This window comes from Variovorax sp. 278MFTsu5.1 (assembly GCF_048305045.1).
In the GTDB taxonomy this organism is placed as follows: domain Bacteria; phylum Pseudomonadota; class Gammaproteobacteria; order Burkholderiales; family Burkholderiaceae_C; genus Variovorax; species Variovorax guangxiensis.
On record NZ_CP157622.1, the window covers coordinates 2,029,523 to 2,047,422 of the forward strand.

Here is a 17,900-nt window from a genome sequence, read left to right on the forward strand (position 1 = left end):
CTACGGATATTCCGTCGGGCGCCAGCTTTTCAAGCGGACCTGAAAGGCTGTGACTTCCGGCCGATCAAGCGTGCTTGAACGGCTGAATCTGCTGCCACCAGTCCAACACCGTGTCGATCGATTGCTCGATGGACAACTGCGAGTTGTCGAGGTGGCGGGCGTCCTGCGCCGGCTTCAGGGGGGCGACGCTGCGGGACGAATCCCTTGCGTCACGAGCCTCCAAGTCGGAGCGAAGACTGTCGAGTGTAGTCGAAATTCCCTTTGAAATCAACTGCTTATGCCGCCGTTCGGCGCGCTGGGCGGCGCTGGCGGTCAGGAAGACCTTGAGCGCGGCGTCGGGGAAGATCACCGTGCCCATGTCGCGGCCGTCGGCCACCAGGCCCGGCAGCTGGCGGAAACGCTGCTGCAGGGCCAGCAGCGCCTCGCGCACGGCCGGCAGCGCGGAGACGCGGGATGCGTCCATGCCGGCGGCTTCGGTGCGGATCTCGTCGCTCACGTCCTCGCCATCCAGAAGCACCTTGCCTTCGGTGAACTGCAGGGGCAGGGCGGCGGCCAGGGCCGCAACTTCGGCCTCGTGCTCTGCGTCGGCGCTCAGGCCGGCGCGGCGCACCGCGAGGCCTGTCACCCGGTAGAGCGAGCCCGAATCGAGGTAGTGGTAGCCAAGCAGGCGCGCCACCTCGGCGGCCAGCGTGCCCTTGCCGGAGGCGGTCGGGCCGTCGATGCAGATCACCGGCACCTCGGCGGCCTCGGCCACGGAGAACAGCGTCTCGAAGTAGTCGGGAAAGGTCTTGGCGACGCAGTGCGGATCGAGGATGCGCACCGGCACGCCCGCCGGATTGAACGCCGCCAGCGAGAAGCACATGGCCACCCGGTGATCGTCGTAGGTGCGGATGCTCGCCGGGAGCCAGCCGGCCTGCGCCAGCGGATGCACCCGGATGAAATCGGGCCCCGCCTCGACCGTGGCGCCGAGCTTGCGCAGCTCGTTGGCCATGGCGTCGATGCGGTCGGTTTCCTTCACGCGCCAGCTCGCGATGTTGCGCAGCGTGGTCGGGCCGTCGGCGTAGAGCGCCATCACGGCCAGTGTCATCGCGGCGTCCGGAATGTGGTTGGCGTCGATGTCGATGGCCTTGAGCGGCCAGGCGCCGCGACGGATCTCGAGCCAGTTCGGCCCGCTGTCGACCAGCGCGCCCATCTGGCGGGCGGCGTCGATGAAGCGGATGTCGCCCTGGATCGAATCGGCGCCCACGCCTTCGATGCGGATGCCGTCCTTGCCGGAAGCGCCGGTGGCGATGGCGCCAAGCGCGATGAAGTAGCTGGCGGACGAGGCATCCGCCTCCACGTGGATCTCGCCCGGCGAGCTGTAACGGCTGCCGGCCGGGATGGTGAAGCGCTCCCAGCCGTCGCGATGGACCTGGATGCCGAAGCGCGCCAGCAGGTTCAGCGTGATCTCGATGTACGGTTTGGAGATCAGCTCGCCGACCACCTCGATCACGATGTCGTTGGCCGCGGCCAGCGGCAGTCCCAGCAGCAGGGCGGTGAGGAACTGGCTCGACACGTCGCCGCGCACGCGGATCGGAGCGTCGAGCGCCAGGTCGCCGTGCGGCACCGGATGGATGCGCAGCGGCGGATAGCCGGGGTTGCCGAGGTAGTCGATGCGGCAGCCGAGCTGCGTCAGCGCGTCGACGAGGTCGCCGATGGGGCGCTCGTGCATGCGCGGAACGCCGCTGAGTTCGAATTCGCCGCCCAGCAGCGACAGCGCGGCCGTCAGCGGGCGCATCGCCGTGCCGGCATTGCCGAGGAAAAGGGGCAGCAGCGCCTCGCTGGGCTTCAGCTGTCCGCCGAGGCCGGTGATGCGCAGCGTACTGCCGGCCGGATCGACGCCGCAGCCCAGGGCGCGCAGCGCGTCGAGCATCACGCGGGTGTCGTCGGAATCCAGCAGGTCGTGGATGGTGGTGGTGCCGCTGGCGAGTGCCGCCAGCAGCAGCACGCGGTTCGAAATGCTCTTGGAACCCGGCAGCCGGACCGTGCCGGCCGCGCCCGCGAGGGGAGGGAGGTCGAGGAAAGCCGTCGAGAACATCTCAGTTGTCCTGCTGCTGCGACGAGGTGTCGGTGGCCGGCTTCCAGGCCGCCCGGGTCTTGCTGGCGGCGGCGATCGACAGCTCCAGCCCCTGCAGATCGCTAGCGGTCATCATCGCCTCGAAGTCGTCCAGGGCCTTGCGGAAGGCGCGCGACTGTTCGAGCACATGCTCCCGGTTGGCCAGCAGCACGTCGCGCCACATGACCGGATCGCTCGCGGCGATGCGCGAGAAATCGCGGAACCCCGGCCCCGCGAGGCTCAGGAAGCGCTCGCCCTGCGGCTGCGCGGCCAGGCCGTTGATGTACGCGAAGGCCAGCAGGTGCGGCAGATGGCTCACGGCGGCGAAGGCGCCGTCGTGCTCCTCGTGCGTCATCGTGACGACGTTGGCGCCGATGCCGCTCCAGACCTGCGTGGCCCGCTGCACGTTGGAGCGAAGCGTGGTCTTCACCGGGGTCAGCACGACCTGGCGGCCGGCGAAGAGCGATGCCTCGGCATGCTCGATGCCCGAAAGCTCCTTGCCGGCGATGGGGTGCGCCGGCACGAAGCTCGCGAACTGGCGCTGCAGGCCGTTGCGCGCAGCCTCGATCACGTCGCCCTTGGTCGAACCCACGTCCATCACCAGCGTTTCGCTCGAGATGCCATGGCGGATGGCCTTGAAGGTGGCTTCGGAAGCAGCCACCGGCACCGCCAGCAGCACGATGTCGGCACCCGACACCGCAAGCAGTGCCGAGGGCGCCGCCACGTCGATCACGCCGAGCTGGCGCGCCCGCTCGGTGGTGGAGGGCGACTTGCTGTAGCCCACCACCCGTTTCACCAGTTTCGCGCGCTTGAGAGCGAGCGCGAAGGAGCCGCCCATCAGGCCGCAGCCGATCAGTCCCAGTTGTTCGAACATGCTGTCTCTGTGTGTCCGCCTGCCGCTCAGGCCTTGACGGGGTAGGCGCCGAGCACCTTGTAGAAGGCGCAGAGGCCGCGCAGCTCGGCCAGCGCCGCGGCCACGTTGGGCTGCGAGGGGTGGCCGTCGAGGTCGATGTAGAAGTAGTACTCCCACTGGCCCGTGCGCGCGGGGCGCGACTCGAAGCGCGTCATCGAGACGTTGTTGAGCTTCAGCGGCACAAGCAGGTCGTGCACCGCGCCGGGCCGGTTCGGCACCGAGACGATCAGGCTGGTGCAGTCGCGGCCCGAGGCCGGCGGCATCGCCAGCGTCTGCGGCAGGCAGATCACCGAGAAGCGAGTGCGGTTGTACGAGTCGTCCTGGATCGCGTGCGCCACGATGTGCAGGCCGAAGCGCGTGGAGGCGCGTTCGCCGGCCAGCGCGGCCCACTTGGGATTGGTGGCCGCCAGACGCGCGCCCTCGGCGTTGCTCGACACGGCGCGGCGCTCGGCGTTGGGCAGATGCTTGGAAAGCCAGGTCTGGCACTGCGCCAGCGCCTGCGGATGGGCCAGCACCGCCTCCACGCCTTCGAGCGAGTTGCTGCTGCGCAGCAGATGGTGGCGAATCAGCAGGCTGACCTCGCCGACGACGTGCGTGGGCGAATGCAGGAACAGGTCGAGCGAGCGGGTGACTACGCCCTCGGTCGAGTTCTCGACGCCGACCACGCCGTACTGGGCGCTGCCCGCGGCGGTGGCGTGGAACACCTCGTCGAAGCTGGCGCAGTAGATCAGATCTGCGGCGCCCCCGAAGTACTCGATGGCGGCCTGTTCGCAGAAGGTGCCTTCGGGGCCCAGCACGGCCACGCGCTGCGGCGATTCGAGCGCCAGGCAGGCCGACATGATCTCGCGCCAGATGGCGGCCACGTGGATGTCCTTGAGCGGGCCGCCATTGCTCTTCTGCATCTTGTCGATGACCTGCGCCACGCGGTCGGGGCGGAAGTACGGCGTGCCCTCGCGCTTCTTGACCTCGCCGACCAGCTCGGCCACGTGGGCCCGCTCGTTGAGCAGGCTCAGCAGGCGCTGGTCGAGCGAGTCGATCTGCACGCGCAGATCGGCCAGGCTTTCGGAATTGTCGGGAGAAGAGGAGGGTGGGGTGGGTGCGGAGGCGGTCATCGGTGCGAGCGGCTGGGCATGCGCCTAGGCATGCGATCGCTCGAATTCTCGCATGTAGGCCACCAGAGCCTGCACCCCTGCCAGCGGCATGGCGTTGTAAATGCTCGCGCGCATGCCCCCGACTGACTTGTGCCCCTTCAGCTGCAGCAGCCCGGCTTCGCGCGCGCCGGCCAGGAAGGCCTCGTTGCGGCTTTCGTCGGCCAGGAAGAAGGGCACGTTCATGCGCGAACGGCAGCCCGGGTCGATGCGATTGGCGTAGAAGTCGGAGCCGTCGATGAAGTCGTACAGCAGCTTCGCCTTGGCGATGTTGCGCTGCTCCATGGCGGCGACACCGGTGTACTCGCCCTCGGTCTGCTCCAGCAGCCACTTGAACGTGAGCCCCGCCATGTAGATGCCCCAGGTCGGCGGGGTGTTGTACATGGACTGGTTGTCGGCCACGGTCTTGTAGTTGAAGGCGCTCGGGCAGATCTCGAGTGCATGGCCCAGCAGGTCGTCGCGCACGACCACGATGGTCAGCCCGGCGGGCCCGAGGTTCTTCTGGGCGCCGCCGAAGGCCAGGCCCACGCGGCTCCAGTCGACACTGCGCGAGGCGACGTGCGAGGAGAAATCGATGACCAGCGGCGCGCTGCTGCCGAGCGCGGCCAGGTCGGGCAGCTGCTGGAATTCGATGCCGTTGATGGTCTCGTTCGAGCACACGTGCACGTACGAGGCATCCTTGGAGAGCTGCCAGGTCGCGGGATCGGGCAGCTTCGTGTGCTGGTTGTCGGCATTGCTGGCGACCACGCGCGCGTCGCAGTAGCGCTGAGCCTCCTTGTGCGACTTGGTGCTCCAGCTGCCGGTGATGACGAAGTCGGTGGCCTTACCGCGCGACAGGTTCAGCGGAACGATCGCGTTCTCGCCCAGCCCGCCGCCCTGCATGAACAGGATGTGGAAGTTCGAGGGAATCGCCAGCAGCGCGCGGAGGTCGGCTTCGGCCTGCGTACAGATCGAGCCGAACTCCTTGCCGCGATGGCTCATCTCCATCACGCTCATGCCGCTGCCCTGCCAGTCGAGCATTTCGGCGGCGGCGCGCTGCAGCACCGCCTCCGGCATGGCAGCCGGACCGGCCGAGAAGTTGTAGGGGCGCTTGCCGGCCGGCGTCTGCTGCTGGGTCACGTTTCTCTTACTTCTTGGCTGGGGCCTTGGCAGGTGCCTTGGCAGGGGCTGCGCCACCGTCGGTGGGGGCGCCGAGTGCCTTGGCGACGGCGGTGTCGAGCGCCTGCATCTTGGGCTCGACCGAAGAGCGCGTTTCGGACACGAGCTTTTCCGTCAGGGCGGTCTGCATCTTGGGGTTCAGTTCCTGGTACTTCTTGCTCAGGGGCGAGTTGATCCAGGCCAGCAGCTGCTTCAGTTCGTCTTCGCTGAAGTTCTGCTCCATCAGCGGGGTCAGGGCGCCCGGTGCCAGCTGCACGGCCTTGTCGCGCACGATGGGGTAGGTCTCGTCGAAGTACTTCTTCAGCTCGGCGTCGGCTGCCTTGGCGGCTGCTTCGCGCTTGGCTTCAGGCACCTGCGTCTGCAGGTACTGCGAACCCGCCTGTGCGATCGGGGCGCTCGATTGCTCGACCAGGCCACGAGCCAGCGATTCGATGCCGGGGCGCTGGATGTCGATGAACTGCTTGATGAGCGTGGCCTTGTCCTGGGCCATGGCGGCCATCGAGCTGCTTGCCAGGGCGACCGTCAGAAGTGCGAGTTTGATTTTTTTCACTGAGGATTCTCCGTTGAAGATGAGGAAGTATCGTCTGCGTCAGGCTCGGTTTCGCCGTTCGCGTCGTTTTCGACGATACGTTGTAGCCCGCTGAGTTTGGCGCCTTCGTCGAGACCGATCAGCGTAACGCCTTGCGTCGCGCGACCCATTTCACGAATCTCGGCCACCCGGGTGCGCACCAGCACGCCCTTGTCGGTGATGAGCATGATCTCATCATCCGCATGAACGAGAGTGGCGGCAACGACCTTGCCGTTGCGCTCACTCTGTTGAATCGCGATCATGCCCTTGGTTCCCCGGCCATGGCGGGTGTATTCGGTAATGCTTGTTCGCTTTCCGTAACCATTTTCGGTGGCTGTGAGCACGCTCTGCTGCTCGTCCTCGGCCACCAGCATCGCGATCACGCCCTGTCCGGCCTCGAGCGACATGCCGCGCACGCCACGGGCATTGCGGCCCAGCGGGCGGACATCTTCCTCGTCGAAGCGCACGGCCTTGCCGCCGTCGCTGAAGAGCATCACGTCATGCTTGCCGTCGGTGAGCGCGGCCCCGATCAGGTAGTCGCCCTCGTCGAGGTTCACGGCGATGATGCCGCCCTTGCGCGGGTTGCTGAACTCGTCGAGCGCGGTCTTCTTTACCGTGCCCATCGAGGTGGCCATGAACACGTACTGGTCGGCCGGGAAGTTGCGCTTGTCGCCGGTCAGCGCCAGCGCGACGTTGATCTTCTCGCCTTCCTGCAGCGGGAACATGTTGACGATCGGGCGCCCGCGCGAGCCGCGCGAACCCGCCGGCACTTCCCACACCTTGAGCCAGTACAGCCGGCCGCGGTTGGAGAAGCACAGGATGTAGTCGTGCGTGTTGGCGATGAAGAGCTGGTCGATCCAGTCGTCATCCTTGGTGGTGGTGGCCTGCTTGCCGCGGCCGCCGCGCTTCTGCGCGCGGTACTCGCCCAGCGGCTGGCTCTTGATGTAGCCGCTGTGAGAGAGCGTGACCACCATGTCTGTCGGCGTGATCAGGTCTTCGGTCGAGAGGTCGTAGGCGCTGTGCTCCACCTGGCTGCGGCGCGCACCGATCTTCGACTGGCCGAACTCCTGCTTGAGGGTGCCGAGTTCGTCGCCGATGATGGTCGAGACGCGCTCGGGCTTGGCCAGGATGTCGAGCAGGTCGTCGATCTCGGCCATGACTTCCTTGTACTCGGCAACGATCTTGTCCTGCTCGAGGCCGGTCAGGCGCTGCAGGCGCATCTGCAGGATTTCCTGGGCCTGCGTTTCCGACAGGCGGTAGAGGCCATCGTTGCCCATGCCGAACTCGCGCTCGAGGCCCTCGGGGCGGTAGTCGTCGGCATTGGCCACGCCGCCGTCTGCGCGCGTGCGCGTGAGCATCTCGCGCACCAGCTTGCTGTCCCAGCTGCGCGTCATGAGTTCGGCCTTGGCCACGGGCGGCGTTGGCGACTCGCGGATGATGCGGATGAACTCGTCGATGTTCGCCAGCGCCACCGCCAGGCCTTCGAGCACATGGCCGCGCTCGCGGGCCTTGCGCAGGTTGAAGACCGTGCGGCGAGTGACCACCTCGCGGCGGTGCTGCAGGAAGACCTCGATCAGGTCCTTCAGGTTGCACAGCTTCGGCTGGCCGTCGACCAGCGCAACCATGTTGATGCCGAAGGTGTCCTGCAGCTGGGTCTGCTTGTAGAGGTTGTTGAGCACCACCTCGGGCACTTCGCCGCGCTTGAGCTCGATGACCAGGCGCATGCCCGACTTGTCGGACTCGTCCTGGATGTGGCTGATGCCCTCGATCTTCTTCTCGTGCACCAGCTCGGCCATGCGCTCCTGCAGCGTCTTCTTGTTGACCTGGTAGGGGAGCTCGTCGACGATGATCGCCTGGCGCTGGCCGCGGTCGATGTCCTCGAAGTGGCACTTGGCGCGCATCACGACCTTGCCGCGGCCGGTGCGGTAGCCGTCCTTCACGCCGTTGATGCCGTAGATGATGCCGGCGGTCGGGAAGTCGGGGGCGGGAACGATCTCCATCAGCTCGTCGATGCTGGCCTGCGGGTTGCGCAGCAGGTACAGGCAGGCGTCCACGACCTCGTTCAGGTTGTGCGGCGGGATATTCGTGGCCATGCCGACCGCAATACCGCCGGAGCCGTTGACCAGCAAATTCGGCAGCTGGCTCGGCAACACCTTGGGCTCTTTTTCGGAGCCGTCGTAATTGTCTTGGAAGTCGACGGTTTCCTTGTCGATATCGGCCAGCATTTCGTGCGCAATTTTGGCCAGCCGGATTTCCGTATACCGCATTGCGGCCGCGTTGTCTCCATCGACGGACCCGAAGTTGCCCTGGCCGTCGACCAGCATGTGGCGCATCGAGAAGTCCTGGGCCAGGCGCACGATGGTGTCGTAGACCGACTGGTCGCCGTGCGGGTGGTACTTACCGATCACGTCGCCGACGATACGGGCGGACTTCTTGTACGGGCGGTTCCAGTCGTTGTTGAGCTCGTGCATCGCGTAGAGCACGCGGCGGTGCACCGGCTTGAGGCCGTCACGGGCATCGGGAAGCGCTCGGCCCACGATCACGCTCATGGCGTAATCGAGATAGCTGCTGCGCATTTCCTCTTCGAGACTGATGGGCAGGGTTTCTTTTGCGAACGAGGTCATGAGCAAGGGGCTGGCGGCAGGAAGGCGAAATTTTACGCTGTGAGGGGTGTCGCACCGCCGCAACACAAGGCGCCTATTCCGCCTCCGTCCTACGTTTCCGGGCCGTCCTGCGGGCTGTTTGCCAAAGACCCTATGGCACAATCGCCTCAACGTTTTGGGTGGTGGTCACTTAAAGCGTCCTTGATTCGCAGCGCGGCTGCGGCTTTTTCCCCAAGAGGAGAACCATGAAGAAACTGAATAAAGTGGCGATGATGTTTGCAGTCGCTGCGCTCGCCACTGCCGCCGGCGCGCAGACCCGTGTCACCGCTGCGGACGGCGGTCCTACGATCGACAACTGGCAAAACGGCACCGGCGAACTGGTTTGGAAGAACGGCACGAATGAACTGTGCTGGCGCGATGCCAACTGGACGCCTGCTACGGCTGCCGCCGGTTGCGACGGTGCTCTGGTTCCTGCGGCTCCCGCTGCCGTGGCTCCCACCCCCGGCGCCCCGACCCCCCCGCCCGCTGCACAAGTCGCCGCTTCGAAGGTGACCTTCGCTGCTGACGCCTTCTTCGACTTCGACAAGTCGGTTCTGAAGCCCGAAGGCCGCGCCAAGCTGACCGACCTGGTCGAGAAGATCCGTGGCGTCAACCTGGAAGTCATCATCGCTGTCGGCCACACCGACTCGATCGGTACCGACGCCTACAACCAGCGTCTGTCGGTGCGCCGCGCCGAAGCCGTCAAGGCCTTCCTGGTCTCGAAGGGCATCGAACGCAACCGCGTCTACACCGAAGGCAAGGGCAAGAAGCAGCCTGTGGCTGACAACCGCACCAAGGAAGGCCGCGCCAAGAACCGTCGCGTGGAAATCGAAGTGGTCGGCACCCGCGCCAACTAATCGATCGATTCCCATCGACAATGAAACCCCGCTTCGGCGGGGTTTTTTTATGGCCGCCGAATTCGCGATTGATCTTCGGTAAAGGCTGACCGATGTTTAACGGGCATCGCTCGTTTCATAATCGCTTCATGACAGAAAACCTGAATGCGGATCCGGCCGAACTGGCCAAGTTTTCAGAGCTCGCTCACCGCTGGTGGGATTTGGAAAGCGAATTTCGCCCGCTGCATGAAATCAATCCATTGCGCTTGGAATGGATTGACGGTATTGCTCCAATTTCGCAACGTCGCGTGCTGGATATTGGTTGCGGCGGCGGCATTCTGGCCGATTCGATGGCCCGCAAGGGGGCCGAGGTCCTGGGAATCGACCTCGCAGGCAGGGCGCTCAAGGTGGCGCAGCTGCACGCCCTCGAGGCCGGCACCAAGGGCGTGAAGTACCGCGAGATCAGCGCCGAAGCACTGGCTGCGGAACAGCCCGGGAGTTTCGACGTCGTCACCTGCATGGAAATGCTCGAGCATGTGCCGCAGCCGGCCTCGGTGATCCAGGCCTGCGCCTCTCTTGTGAAACCCGGCGGATGGGTGTTCTTCTCGACGATCAACCGCAACCTGAAGGCCTTCATGCTGGCGATCGTGGGCGCGGAGTACGTGCTCGGCATGCTGCCGCGTGGCACCCATGAATATGCAAAACTGATCCGGCCCAGCGAACTGGCCGGCTACTGCCGTGCGGCCGGCCTCGATCTGCGGCACACCCGCGGGCTGGAGCACAACCCCCTGACCCGGCGCTACTGGCTCAGCGACGACACGAGCGTCAACTACATGTTCGCCACGCAGAAGCCGGGACCGCAAGGATGATGGGCGTCGAGACAAAGGCCGTGCTGTTCGACCTCGACGGCACGTTGATCGACAGCGCCCCCGACCTGGGGGCCGCTGCCGACAAGATGCGCACCGATCGCGGCCTCGACTCTCTCCCGCTGGAGCGCTACCGTCCCATGGCCGGGGCGGGCGCGCGCGGCATGCTTGGTGTGGCGTTCGGCATCACGCCGGAGTCGCCGGAGTTCCCCGGGTTGCGCGAAGAGTTCTTCGTGGCCTATGAGCGCCGCATGCTGCTCAATACCCAGGTGTTCGACGGCATCCAGGCGCTGATCGAGGCACTGCGCGAGCGCGGGCTCCTGTGGGGTGTCGTCACCAACAAGTCGATGCGTTTCACCGATCCGCTGACGCGGGCCATTCCGCTCTTCGGGAGCGCGGGCGCCGTGGTGAGCGGCGACACCACGCCGTTCGCCAAGCCGCATCCCGAGCCCCTGCATGAGGCGGCGCGTCGGCTCGGGGTGCCTTCCGAATCGTGCATCTACGTGGGCGACGACGAGCGCGACATCATCGCGGGCCGTGCAGCGGGCATGCGCACGGTCGCTGCGACATACGGCTATATGGGCACCCAGGCCGATTCGACGCTCTGGGAAGCCGATGCTTCGATAACTTCACCCCTCGAGCTCTTGAAGTTGCTCGATAGCGCCTAAAATACCCTTTCCTTGGGGCTGCACTGGTTTCGACGTGGGTTCGGAGTCGCAGCGGGGCATGTCGAGCTGAATGCGCTCGTAAAACAGATTCAAACAAACTAACTGCAAACGACGAACGTTTCGCACTCGCTGCTTAATTGCCAGTGAGCCTTGCAACAGTTGGCCGATGGGCTGGGCAAGGGGGTCTGGAGCAATCCTGACCTCCCGGCTGCAAGGATAACTACATGGGCTGGCTCCGATCCGGGTACCTTGGGTCGGGGCGAGAAAATAGGGTGCTGGCGTCCGGTTTAGCGTGTGACTGCGCGACTCCGGAAGCGAGATTCAAAACAGATCACTAAACATGTAGAACTGCGCGATGAAGGCTTGCGGACGGGGGTTCAAATCCCCCCAGCTCCACCAACATAACGTCCGAGGGCGTTCACTGAAATCGGTGAACGCCCTTTTTCATTGGGAAATCGCCTGCTGGCACCCCAGTGGCACCCGGCGGAGTCCTCAGGGTATTGGTCATTCCGACCAGCGCAAACAGCCGTTGCGCACCCATGTTTCTATCTGCTTTCCCGATTGTTCCGAATCGATCCGGGATAGTTCGGTCCACGAATGGTCAGTTCACTCAGACCTGGGCTCTCGCACCGCGAGTTCGTGGCGTACAGCCTGCGCCAGGGCGAGCAGCGGCGGTCCGAGGTCCTGTGCGATTGCCTCGATCGACTCCTGTGTCGAAAGGCTGATATTCAACACGTAGATGCTGCCTTCCACCTCCAGCGGTGTAGCCAGCGCAACCACCTCGGGCTGCCAGGCCGCGGCGCAGAAGCCTCGCGTGCGGACGTCGGTGCACGCTTTCCTGATCTCGGACTCGATGCCTTTCCACTTGACGCGTCGTTTTGAAAGAAGCCGCATGAGCTGGGTCCGGTGCTGCGGCGTGAGTGCGGCCAGGTATGCGCGTCCCAGCGAGGTGAGCTCCATCGGCACGCGCTGGCCGGAAACCACGTGGCGAAGCGCGGCGCGCCTGGCGTAGCGAATCGACTCCAGGTAGACCATCTCGTCCCGGTCGGGTGCCGCCAGCCCCACGTTGATATGGCGCTGCCGGGCCAATTCGAGCATGCGCGGAGCCGCTGCCTGCAGCACGCGCGATGCGGTGCGCATCGCATGGGAGAGGCTCAGGACCGCGGGCGCCAGCCGATACGCACGCTCGGCCTTGTCGAGCTGCAGCATCCCGCTGCCGACCAGGGTTTGCGTGAGCCTGCTCACCGTGGCCTTGGACAGGCCCGTGCGCTCGGCCAGTTCGCCGTTGCCCAGCAGCTCCGAGCCGGGGCGGAACGCGCGAAGAATCTCCACGCCCCGCTCCAGCGAGCGGTTCGCGGGTGACCGTCCTGGCTTGTGATCGAGGAAGAAGCGGGCTTGATCAGTCATGGCACTGGATGAGAGAAGAGCCTGGATCATCGCAGGGAAATTCCAAGCAGTGGAATTGCATCCCCCGAACCGGAGTGCTTCCTCCTAAAGTCCGTGCACCCACTTGCGGCGTAGCCAAGAACGTCCGCGATCACCAGGGATTCACTACTTGGTTCTGGAGACATCAGATCATGACTGCTCATGGCTTGCGCAGGATGCGCGCGCTTTTCCTTCTCTTCCTCGGCTTCACTGCTTTCTTCGCCTTCGGTACGGCATTCGCCGCCTACCCCGACAAGCCCATCCGCTTCGTGGTGCCGTTCGCTCCCGGCGGGGGTACCGACATCATCGCCCGCACTTTGGGCGTCGAAATGTCCAAGGATCTCGGCCAGCCCGTGATCGTCGACAACAAGCCTGGCGCCGGAACGCTGATCGGCACCGACAACGTGGCCAAGAGCGCGCCCGACGGCTACAGCGTGGTGGTCGCCTCGTTCGCCCATGCCGTCAATCCGGCCCTGCAGCCCAAGCTTCCGTACGGCAGCAACAAGGCTTTCGCGCCGGTCATCCTCATCGGGCGCGGCCCCAACGTGCTGGTGGTGCGGCCCGACAGCCCCTACAAGTCGGTGGCCGACCTGGTCGCCGCGGCCAAGGCCAATCCGGCCAAGCTGACCTTCGCGTCGCAGGGCGCGGGCACCTCCGCCCACCTGGCCGGCGAGATGTTCGCCAACCTCGCGAAGGTCAAGCTCTCGCATATTCCCTACCGCGGCGCCGGTCCGGCGCTCACCGACCTGCTCGGCGGCCAGGTCGACATGATGTTCGCCACCGCCGCGGCGGTGTCCACCTTCGTCGACAGCGGCAAGCTGCGCGCGCTCGGCGTGACCACGGCGCAGCCTTCACCCGCGTTCAAGGGCGTGCCGGCCATCGCCGCCAGCGTGCCGGGCTATGTGGTGGAGAGCTGGTACGGCCTGTACGTGCCCGCCGGCACGCCGGCGGCAGTCATCGACCGGCTCAACGCCGCGGCCCGCAAGGCGGCGCGCGCGCCCGACTTCGTGCGAAAGATCGAGCACGAAGGCCTCGTCATCAATGCCGGCCCGCCGGCGGAGCTCGACACCTACGTGCGGGCCGAGGAAGAACGCTGGGCGCGCGTGATCAAGGAAAACGGCATCAAGGCCGATTGAACGGCAGCCACCGGCCAGCCCCCAGGAAGAAGAACATGACCTACACCCTCATCGACTATCAGGTGACGGACGCCATCGCGACCGTGACATTCAACCGCCCGGACAAGCGCAACGCCATGAGCGACGACATGCGCACCGAGTTCATCGACGTGCTGGAGCGCGTGACCGCCGACAAGGGCGTCCGGGCGATGGTGCTGACCGGGGCGGGCAAGGGCTTCTGCGCGGGCGGCGACATCAGCGGCATGCAAAAGCGCATGAACGCGCCGGCGGGGGAGGTCGGCTTCAACGGCTGGCACCGCCAGCAGCGCGTGCACCACGTGCAGGCCCTGCTGCACACCATGCCCAAGCCGGTGATCGCGGCCGTCAACGGCGCGGCCTCGGGGCTGGGTGCCGACACCGCGATGGCGTGCGACTTCGTTATCGCCAGCGAGTGGGCCAGCTTCACCTGGAGCTATGTGTTGCGCGGCATCATTCCCGATGGCGGCGGCATGTACTTCCTGCCGCGCCGCGTGGGCCTGCCCAAGGCCAAGGAGCTGATCTTCACCGGCCGCCAGGTCAAGGTGGACGAAGCCCTTGACCTGGGCATCGTCGATCGCAAGGCGAGTGCCGAAACGCTCCTGGCCGACGCGCAGGCATGGGCGCGCGAGCTGTCGTCCGCGTCTTCCACCGCGCTGGCGCTGACGAAGACCATCCTGAACCAGAGCTTCGAGCTCTCCTCGCACGACGTGTTCTCGCAGGGCAGCCAGGCCCAGGGCATCTGCTACACCAGCAGCGAGCACCGCGCGTCGGTGGAGGCCTTCCTGGCCAAGACGGCTTCGAAGGAGTGAGGCCATGAACGAAGCCATCGCCAAACTGCTCTCCCCGCGCAGCGTCGCCGTCATCGGCGCCTCGGCCGATCCGAAGAAGACCACGGGCCGGCCGGTGGCCTACCTGCAGAAACACGGCTTCGCGGGGCGCATCATGCCGGTGAACCCGAAGGTCGAGCGCATCGGCGAGCTGCCGTGCTACCCCGACATCGCTTCGCTGCCCGAGGTGCCCGACGTCGCAGTCGTGCTGCTGGGCGCCGAGCGCGCCCACCTGGCCGTGAAGGAGCTCTCGCAGCGCGGCTGCGCCGCCGCCATCGTGCTGGCCAGCGGCTACACCGAGACCGGCGAGGAGGGCGCGCGTCGCCAGCAGCAGCTGGTGGAGGCTGCCGGTGCGATGCGCATCCTGGGGCCGAACACCATCGGGCTCGTCAACCTCACCGACAACATCGTGCTGTCGCCGTCCGGTGCGCTGGAGATGGACGAGTTCCAGGCCGGCGGCATCGGCGTGGTCTCGCAGAGCGGGGGCATCCTGGGCTCGCTGCTGTCGCGCGCCGCGGCACGCGGCATCGGCCTGTCGAAGCTGATCTCCACCAGCAACGAGGTCGACCTGGAGCTGGCCGACTTCATCGATCATCTCGCCGAAGACCCGGCCACCAAGGTGATCGCGCTGTACGTCGAGACCGTGCGCAACCCCGCCAGCTTCCGTGCCGCCTGCCTGAAGGCCGCGCGCATGGGCAAGCCGGTGGTGGCCTTCAAGATCGGCCGCTCCGAGGCCGGCGCGAAGGCCGCCGTGTCGCACACCGGCGCGATGGCCGGCGCCGACAGCATGTACGACGCGCTGTTCAGGCAGGTTGGCGTGATCCGCGCGCAGAGCTTCTCCGACCTGCTCGACATTCCGGCAGCGCTGTGCACCGGCCGCAAGCTGCGCGGCGCGCGCGTCGCGATCCTCACCTCCACCGGCGGCGCCGGCACGCTGGTGTCCGACGACCTGGGCGTGGCAGGCTTCGACACGCCCGCGCCCGACGCGGCCACCGCCGATGCGCTGCGCGCGCTGCAGACCGGCAGCGAGGCCGTGCTCGACCGAAACCCCATCGACGTGACGCTCGCGGGCCTGCGCCCCGACCTGCTGCGCGGTGCCATCAATGCGCTGCTGGCGAGCCCGAGCTACGACGCGCTGGTGATCATCGTCGGCTCCTCCAGCCTCGCAATGCCCGAGCTGCTGGCCGGTGCCATCCAGGAATGCCTGCCCAACTCCGACAAGCCGGTGATGGCCTATGTGAGCCCGCATGCGCCTGAAGTGGGCGCGCTGCTCACGCGGCGCGGCGTGCCGGCCTTCACCGCGGCCGAGAGCTGCACGGCTGCGCTCGCCGGCATGCTGCGCGTGCAGCGCTTCGTGGCGCCTGCGCAAGACGAGGCGGCACCGCCGCTGGTCGAGGCCGGCGACCTGCCATCCGGCTCGCTCGACGAGGCGCAGGCCAAGCAGCTGTTCTCGCGTTTCGGCGTGCCCTGCGCCGCGGAACGCGTGGTCGCGTCGCCCGCCGAGGCCGAAGCCGCCGCGCGCGAGCTTGGCGGGCGAGTGGTACTCAAGATCCTGTCGTCGCAGATCACGCACAAGAGCGACGTGGGCGGCGTCGCGGTCGGGCTGGGTGCCGACACCATCGGCGAGCGCATCGGCCGCATGGCGAGCGAGGTGAAGAGCCGCACCGGCACGGATGTGCAGCGCTTCCTGGTGCAGGAGATGGTGGCGGGCGGCACGGAGCTGATCCTGGGGATGCACCGCGACGCACTGGGCACGGCCGTCCTGCTGGGCATGGGCGGCGTGACGGCCGAGCTCTTCAAGGACACCACCATGCGGCTGCTCGCGCAGGACGCACAAGACGTGCAGGGCCTGAAGCCGCTGAGCCGCGCCGAGGCGCTGTCGATGGCGCGCGACCTCAAGACCTGGCCGCTGCTCGACGGTTTCCGCGGCCGGCCGAAGGCCGACGTCGAAGCGCTGGTCGACGCGATCGTCGCCTTCTCGGTCATGGCGGCGCAGCTCGGCGAGCGCCTGGTCGAGGCCGAGATCAACCCCGTCTTCGTGCTGCCGCAGGGGCAGGGCGTGCGTGCCGCCGATGGGGTGGTGGTGCTGGCCTGAGCGGCGCGCCGGCAGCGTTCGCCGCTGCTTAACTTTTTTCTTTTCTCGAACCGATCGGACACCCATGCACGCCACCGAGACATTCGCCCGTTACGCCACCGAATTCCGCCAGGCCCGGCTCGACGACGAGGTGCTTCACCACGCCAAGCGCGCGGTGATCGACTGGCATGCCGCGCTGTTCCCGGGGCTCGATGTCGCACCGATGCCGCAGTTGCGCGCACTGCTGGCCGACGACCTAGGCCGCGGCCGTGCACGCCTGCCCGATGGAGGCCTCGCACCTGCCCGCGCAGCCGCGCTGCTCAACGGCACCGCGGCCCATGCGGCCGAGGTGGACGACAGCTTCCGCGACGCCATGTACCACCCGGGCGCGGCCACCGTGGCGGCGGCGCTCGCAATCGCTCAGGAGCGCGGCGCCAGCGGGCTGGACTTCCTGCGTGGCGTGGTGCTCGGCTACGAGGTCTCCACGCGCATCGGCGTGACGATGGGGCGGGCCCACTATCGCCACTGGCATAACACCGGCACCATGGGCACCTTCGGCGCGGCTGCATCCGCCGCCGGCCTCCTCGGGCTGCACGGCGCGCCCTTCGCCCATGCGCTCGCCACGGCCGCAACCTTCGCGGCGGGGCTGCAGCAGGCCTTCCGAATGGATTCGATGTCCAAGCCGCTGCATGCGGGCCGGGCCGCCGAGGGCGGCGTGCTCGCCGCGCAGCTGGCCGCGCAGGGCGTGACCGGTTCGCTCGACGTGCTCGACGGCGAGGCAGGCTTCGGCCGCGCCATGAGCGACGGCCCCGACTGGTCGGCGGTGGGCGACACGCTCGGGCGCGACTTCCACATCAAGCGGCTGACCTTCAAGAACCACATCGGTTGCGGCCACACCTTCGCGGCCATCGACGGGGCCCTGGAGCTGGCGCGCCGGCACGGTCTGCGGGCCGCGGACATCCGCCGCGTCCACGTGGCCACCTACGGCCCGGCGCTGGACATCGCCTGCTACGAGGATCCGCGCACCGAGAACGAGGCCCGCTTCAGCATGCGCTTCGTGGTGGCGACCGCGCTGGTGCACGGCAGCGTCCGCCTTGCGGCCTACACGCCCGAGCGGCTGGCCGATGCCGACGCGCGCGCGATGATGGCGCGCATCACGGCCGTGGTCGATCCGGAGATAGATGCGGCCTTCCCGGGCCGGCGCTCGGCCCGCGTCGAGATCGAGACGAACGATGGCCAGCGCCACGCCTGGCTGCAGCCTGACCGCAAGGGCGACCCCGAGCTGCCGCTGTCGGACGCGGAGCTCGACGACAAATTCCTGGAGCTCGCTGCGCCGGTGATCGGCGCCGAGCGTGCGCAGGCCCTGCTGCGCAACATCTGGTCGCTCGACAAGGCCGATGGGCTGCAGGGGCTGACGGCCTGAGGGGCTGCCAGCGTACGACACCGCCTTCGCGCGTTCGGTATCGACGGTCCGCGCCTGCAGGCATGCAGCGCGGAGAACCGTCGCGCCTGCGCGCTCGATTTCC

Annotated in this window: 14 protein-coding genes and 1 other RNA gene; 8 read left to right on the forward strand and 7 right to left on the reverse strand. The window is 67.0% G+C overall.

The genetic code is table 11. The annotated features are described in order from the left end of the window. Positions 1–64: 64 nt before the first annotated feature. The 6 genes from ABL844_RS09085 to gyrA all read right to left on the reverse strand — a co-directional run bounded on the left by ABL844_RS09085 (position 65) and on the right by gyrA (position 8,506). Positions 65–2,077 (reverse strand): bifunctional 3-phosphoshikimate 1-carboxyvinyltransferase/cytidylate kinase, encoded by a 2,013-nt coding sequence (locus tag ABL844_RS09085; protein WP_418131042.1) that lies wholly within the window; start codon positions 2,075–2,077, stop codon positions 65–67. A 1-nt stretch (position 2,078) separates the two neighbouring features. After that, positions 2,079–2,969, reverse strand: a complete 891-nt coding sequence (locus ABL844_RS09090; RefSeq protein ID WP_126022917.1) for a prephenate dehydrogenase — start codon at positions 2,967–2,969, stop codon at positions 2,079–2,081. A 26-nt stretch (positions 2,970–2,995) separates the two neighbouring features. Beyond that, a complete protein-coding gene (gene pheA / locus ABL844_RS09095; protein WP_126022918.1) occupies positions 2,996–4,120 on the reverse strand; it encodes a prephenate dehydratase in 1,125 nt (374 codons plus the stop codon). 24 nt (positions 4,121–4,144) lie between these two features. After that, positions 4,145–5,212 (reverse strand): 3-phosphoserine/phosphohydroxythreonine transaminase, encoded by a 1,068-nt coding sequence (serC, locus tag ABL844_RS09100; protein ID WP_418131892.1) that lies wholly within the window; start codon positions 5,210–5,212, stop codon positions 4,145–4,147. Between the two features lie 70 nt (positions 5,213–5,282). Next, positions 5,283–5,864, reverse strand: coding sequence for a DUF2059 domain-containing protein (locus ABL844_RS09105; RefSeq protein ID WP_126022920.1), 582 nt, complete (start codon positions 5,862–5,864; stop codon positions 5,283–5,285). After that, positions 5,861–8,506, reverse strand: a complete 2,646-nt coding sequence (gene gyrA / locus ABL844_RS09110; RefSeq protein ID WP_418131043.1) for a DNA gyrase subunit A — start codon at positions 8,504–8,506, stop codon at positions 5,861–5,863. Before gyrA ends, ABL844_RS09105 begins: the two co-directional genes overlap by 4 nt. 224 nt (positions 8,507–8,730) lie before the next feature. Between gyrA and ompA the strand changes: the two genes are divergently transcribed. The 4 genes from ompA (at position 8,731) to ssrA (ending at position 11,293) form a co-directional block, all read left to right on the forward strand. After that, positions 8,731–9,381, forward strand: coding sequence for an outer membrane protein OmpA (ompA, locus tag ABL844_RS09115; protein ID WP_126022922.1), 651 nt, complete (start codon positions 8,731–8,733; stop codon positions 9,379–9,381). A 128-nt stretch (positions 9,382–9,509) separates the two neighbouring features. Further along, entirely contained in the window at positions 9,510–10,229 is a 720-nt protein-coding gene (gene ubiG / locus ABL844_RS09120; RefSeq protein WP_126022923.1) for a bifunctional 2-polyprenyl-6-hydroxyphenol methylase/3-demethylubiquinol 3-O-methyltransferase UbiG, read from the forward strand. After that, positions 10,226–10,894 carry an HAD family hydrolase gene (locus ABL844_RS09125; protein ID WP_184635799.1) on the forward strand — a complete coding sequence of 223 codons (669 nt, stop codon included), beginning with the start codon at positions 10,226–10,228 and terminating at the stop codon, positions 10,892–10,894. The genes ubiG and ABL844_RS09125 overlap by 4 nt, the downstream gene beginning before the upstream one ends. Before the next feature lie 14 nt (positions 10,895–10,908). After that, positions 10,909–11,293: a transfer-messenger RNA gene (ssrA, locus tag ABL844_RS09130) on the forward strand. 207 nt (positions 11,294–11,500) lie between these two features. Here the strand turns inward: ssrA and ABL844_RS09135 are convergent. Continuing rightward, complete coding sequence (locus ABL844_RS09135) at positions 11,501–12,301, reverse strand: IclR family transcriptional regulator (RefSeq protein WP_418131044.1); 801 nt, start codon at positions 12,299–12,301, stop codon at positions 11,501–11,503. A gap of 194 nt (positions 12,302–12,495) precedes the next feature. On the opposite strand from ABL844_RS09135, the gene ABL844_RS09140 reads away from it, so the two are divergent. The 4 genes from ABL844_RS09140 to ABL844_RS09155 all read left to right on the forward strand — a co-directional run bounded on the left by ABL844_RS09140 (position 12,496) and on the right by ABL844_RS09155 (position 17,797). Beyond that, complete coding sequence (locus ABL844_RS09140) at positions 12,496–13,455, forward strand: tripartite tricarboxylate transporter substrate binding protein (RefSeq protein ID WP_126024641.1); 960 nt, start codon at positions 12,496–12,498, stop codon at positions 13,453–13,455. A gap of 35 nt (positions 13,456–13,490) precedes the next feature. Next, complete coding sequence (locus tag ABL844_RS09145) at positions 13,491–14,282, forward strand: enoyl-CoA hydratase/isomerase family protein (RefSeq protein ID WP_418131045.1); 792 nt, start codon at positions 13,491–13,493, stop codon at positions 14,280–14,282. A 4-nt stretch (positions 14,283–14,286) separates the two neighbouring features. Then, positions 14,287–16,395, forward strand: coding sequence for an acetate--CoA ligase family protein (locus ABL844_RS09150; RefSeq protein WP_418131046.1), 2,109 nt, complete (start codon positions 14,287–14,289; stop codon positions 16,393–16,395). Between the two features lie 64 nt (positions 16,396–16,459). Next, positions 16,460–17,797 carry an MmgE/PrpD family protein gene (locus tag ABL844_RS09155; RefSeq protein WP_418131047.1) on the forward strand — a complete coding sequence of 446 codons (1,338 nt, stop codon included), beginning with the start codon at positions 16,460–16,462 and terminating at the stop codon, positions 17,795–17,797. Positions 17,798–17,900: the final 103 nt, after the last annotated feature.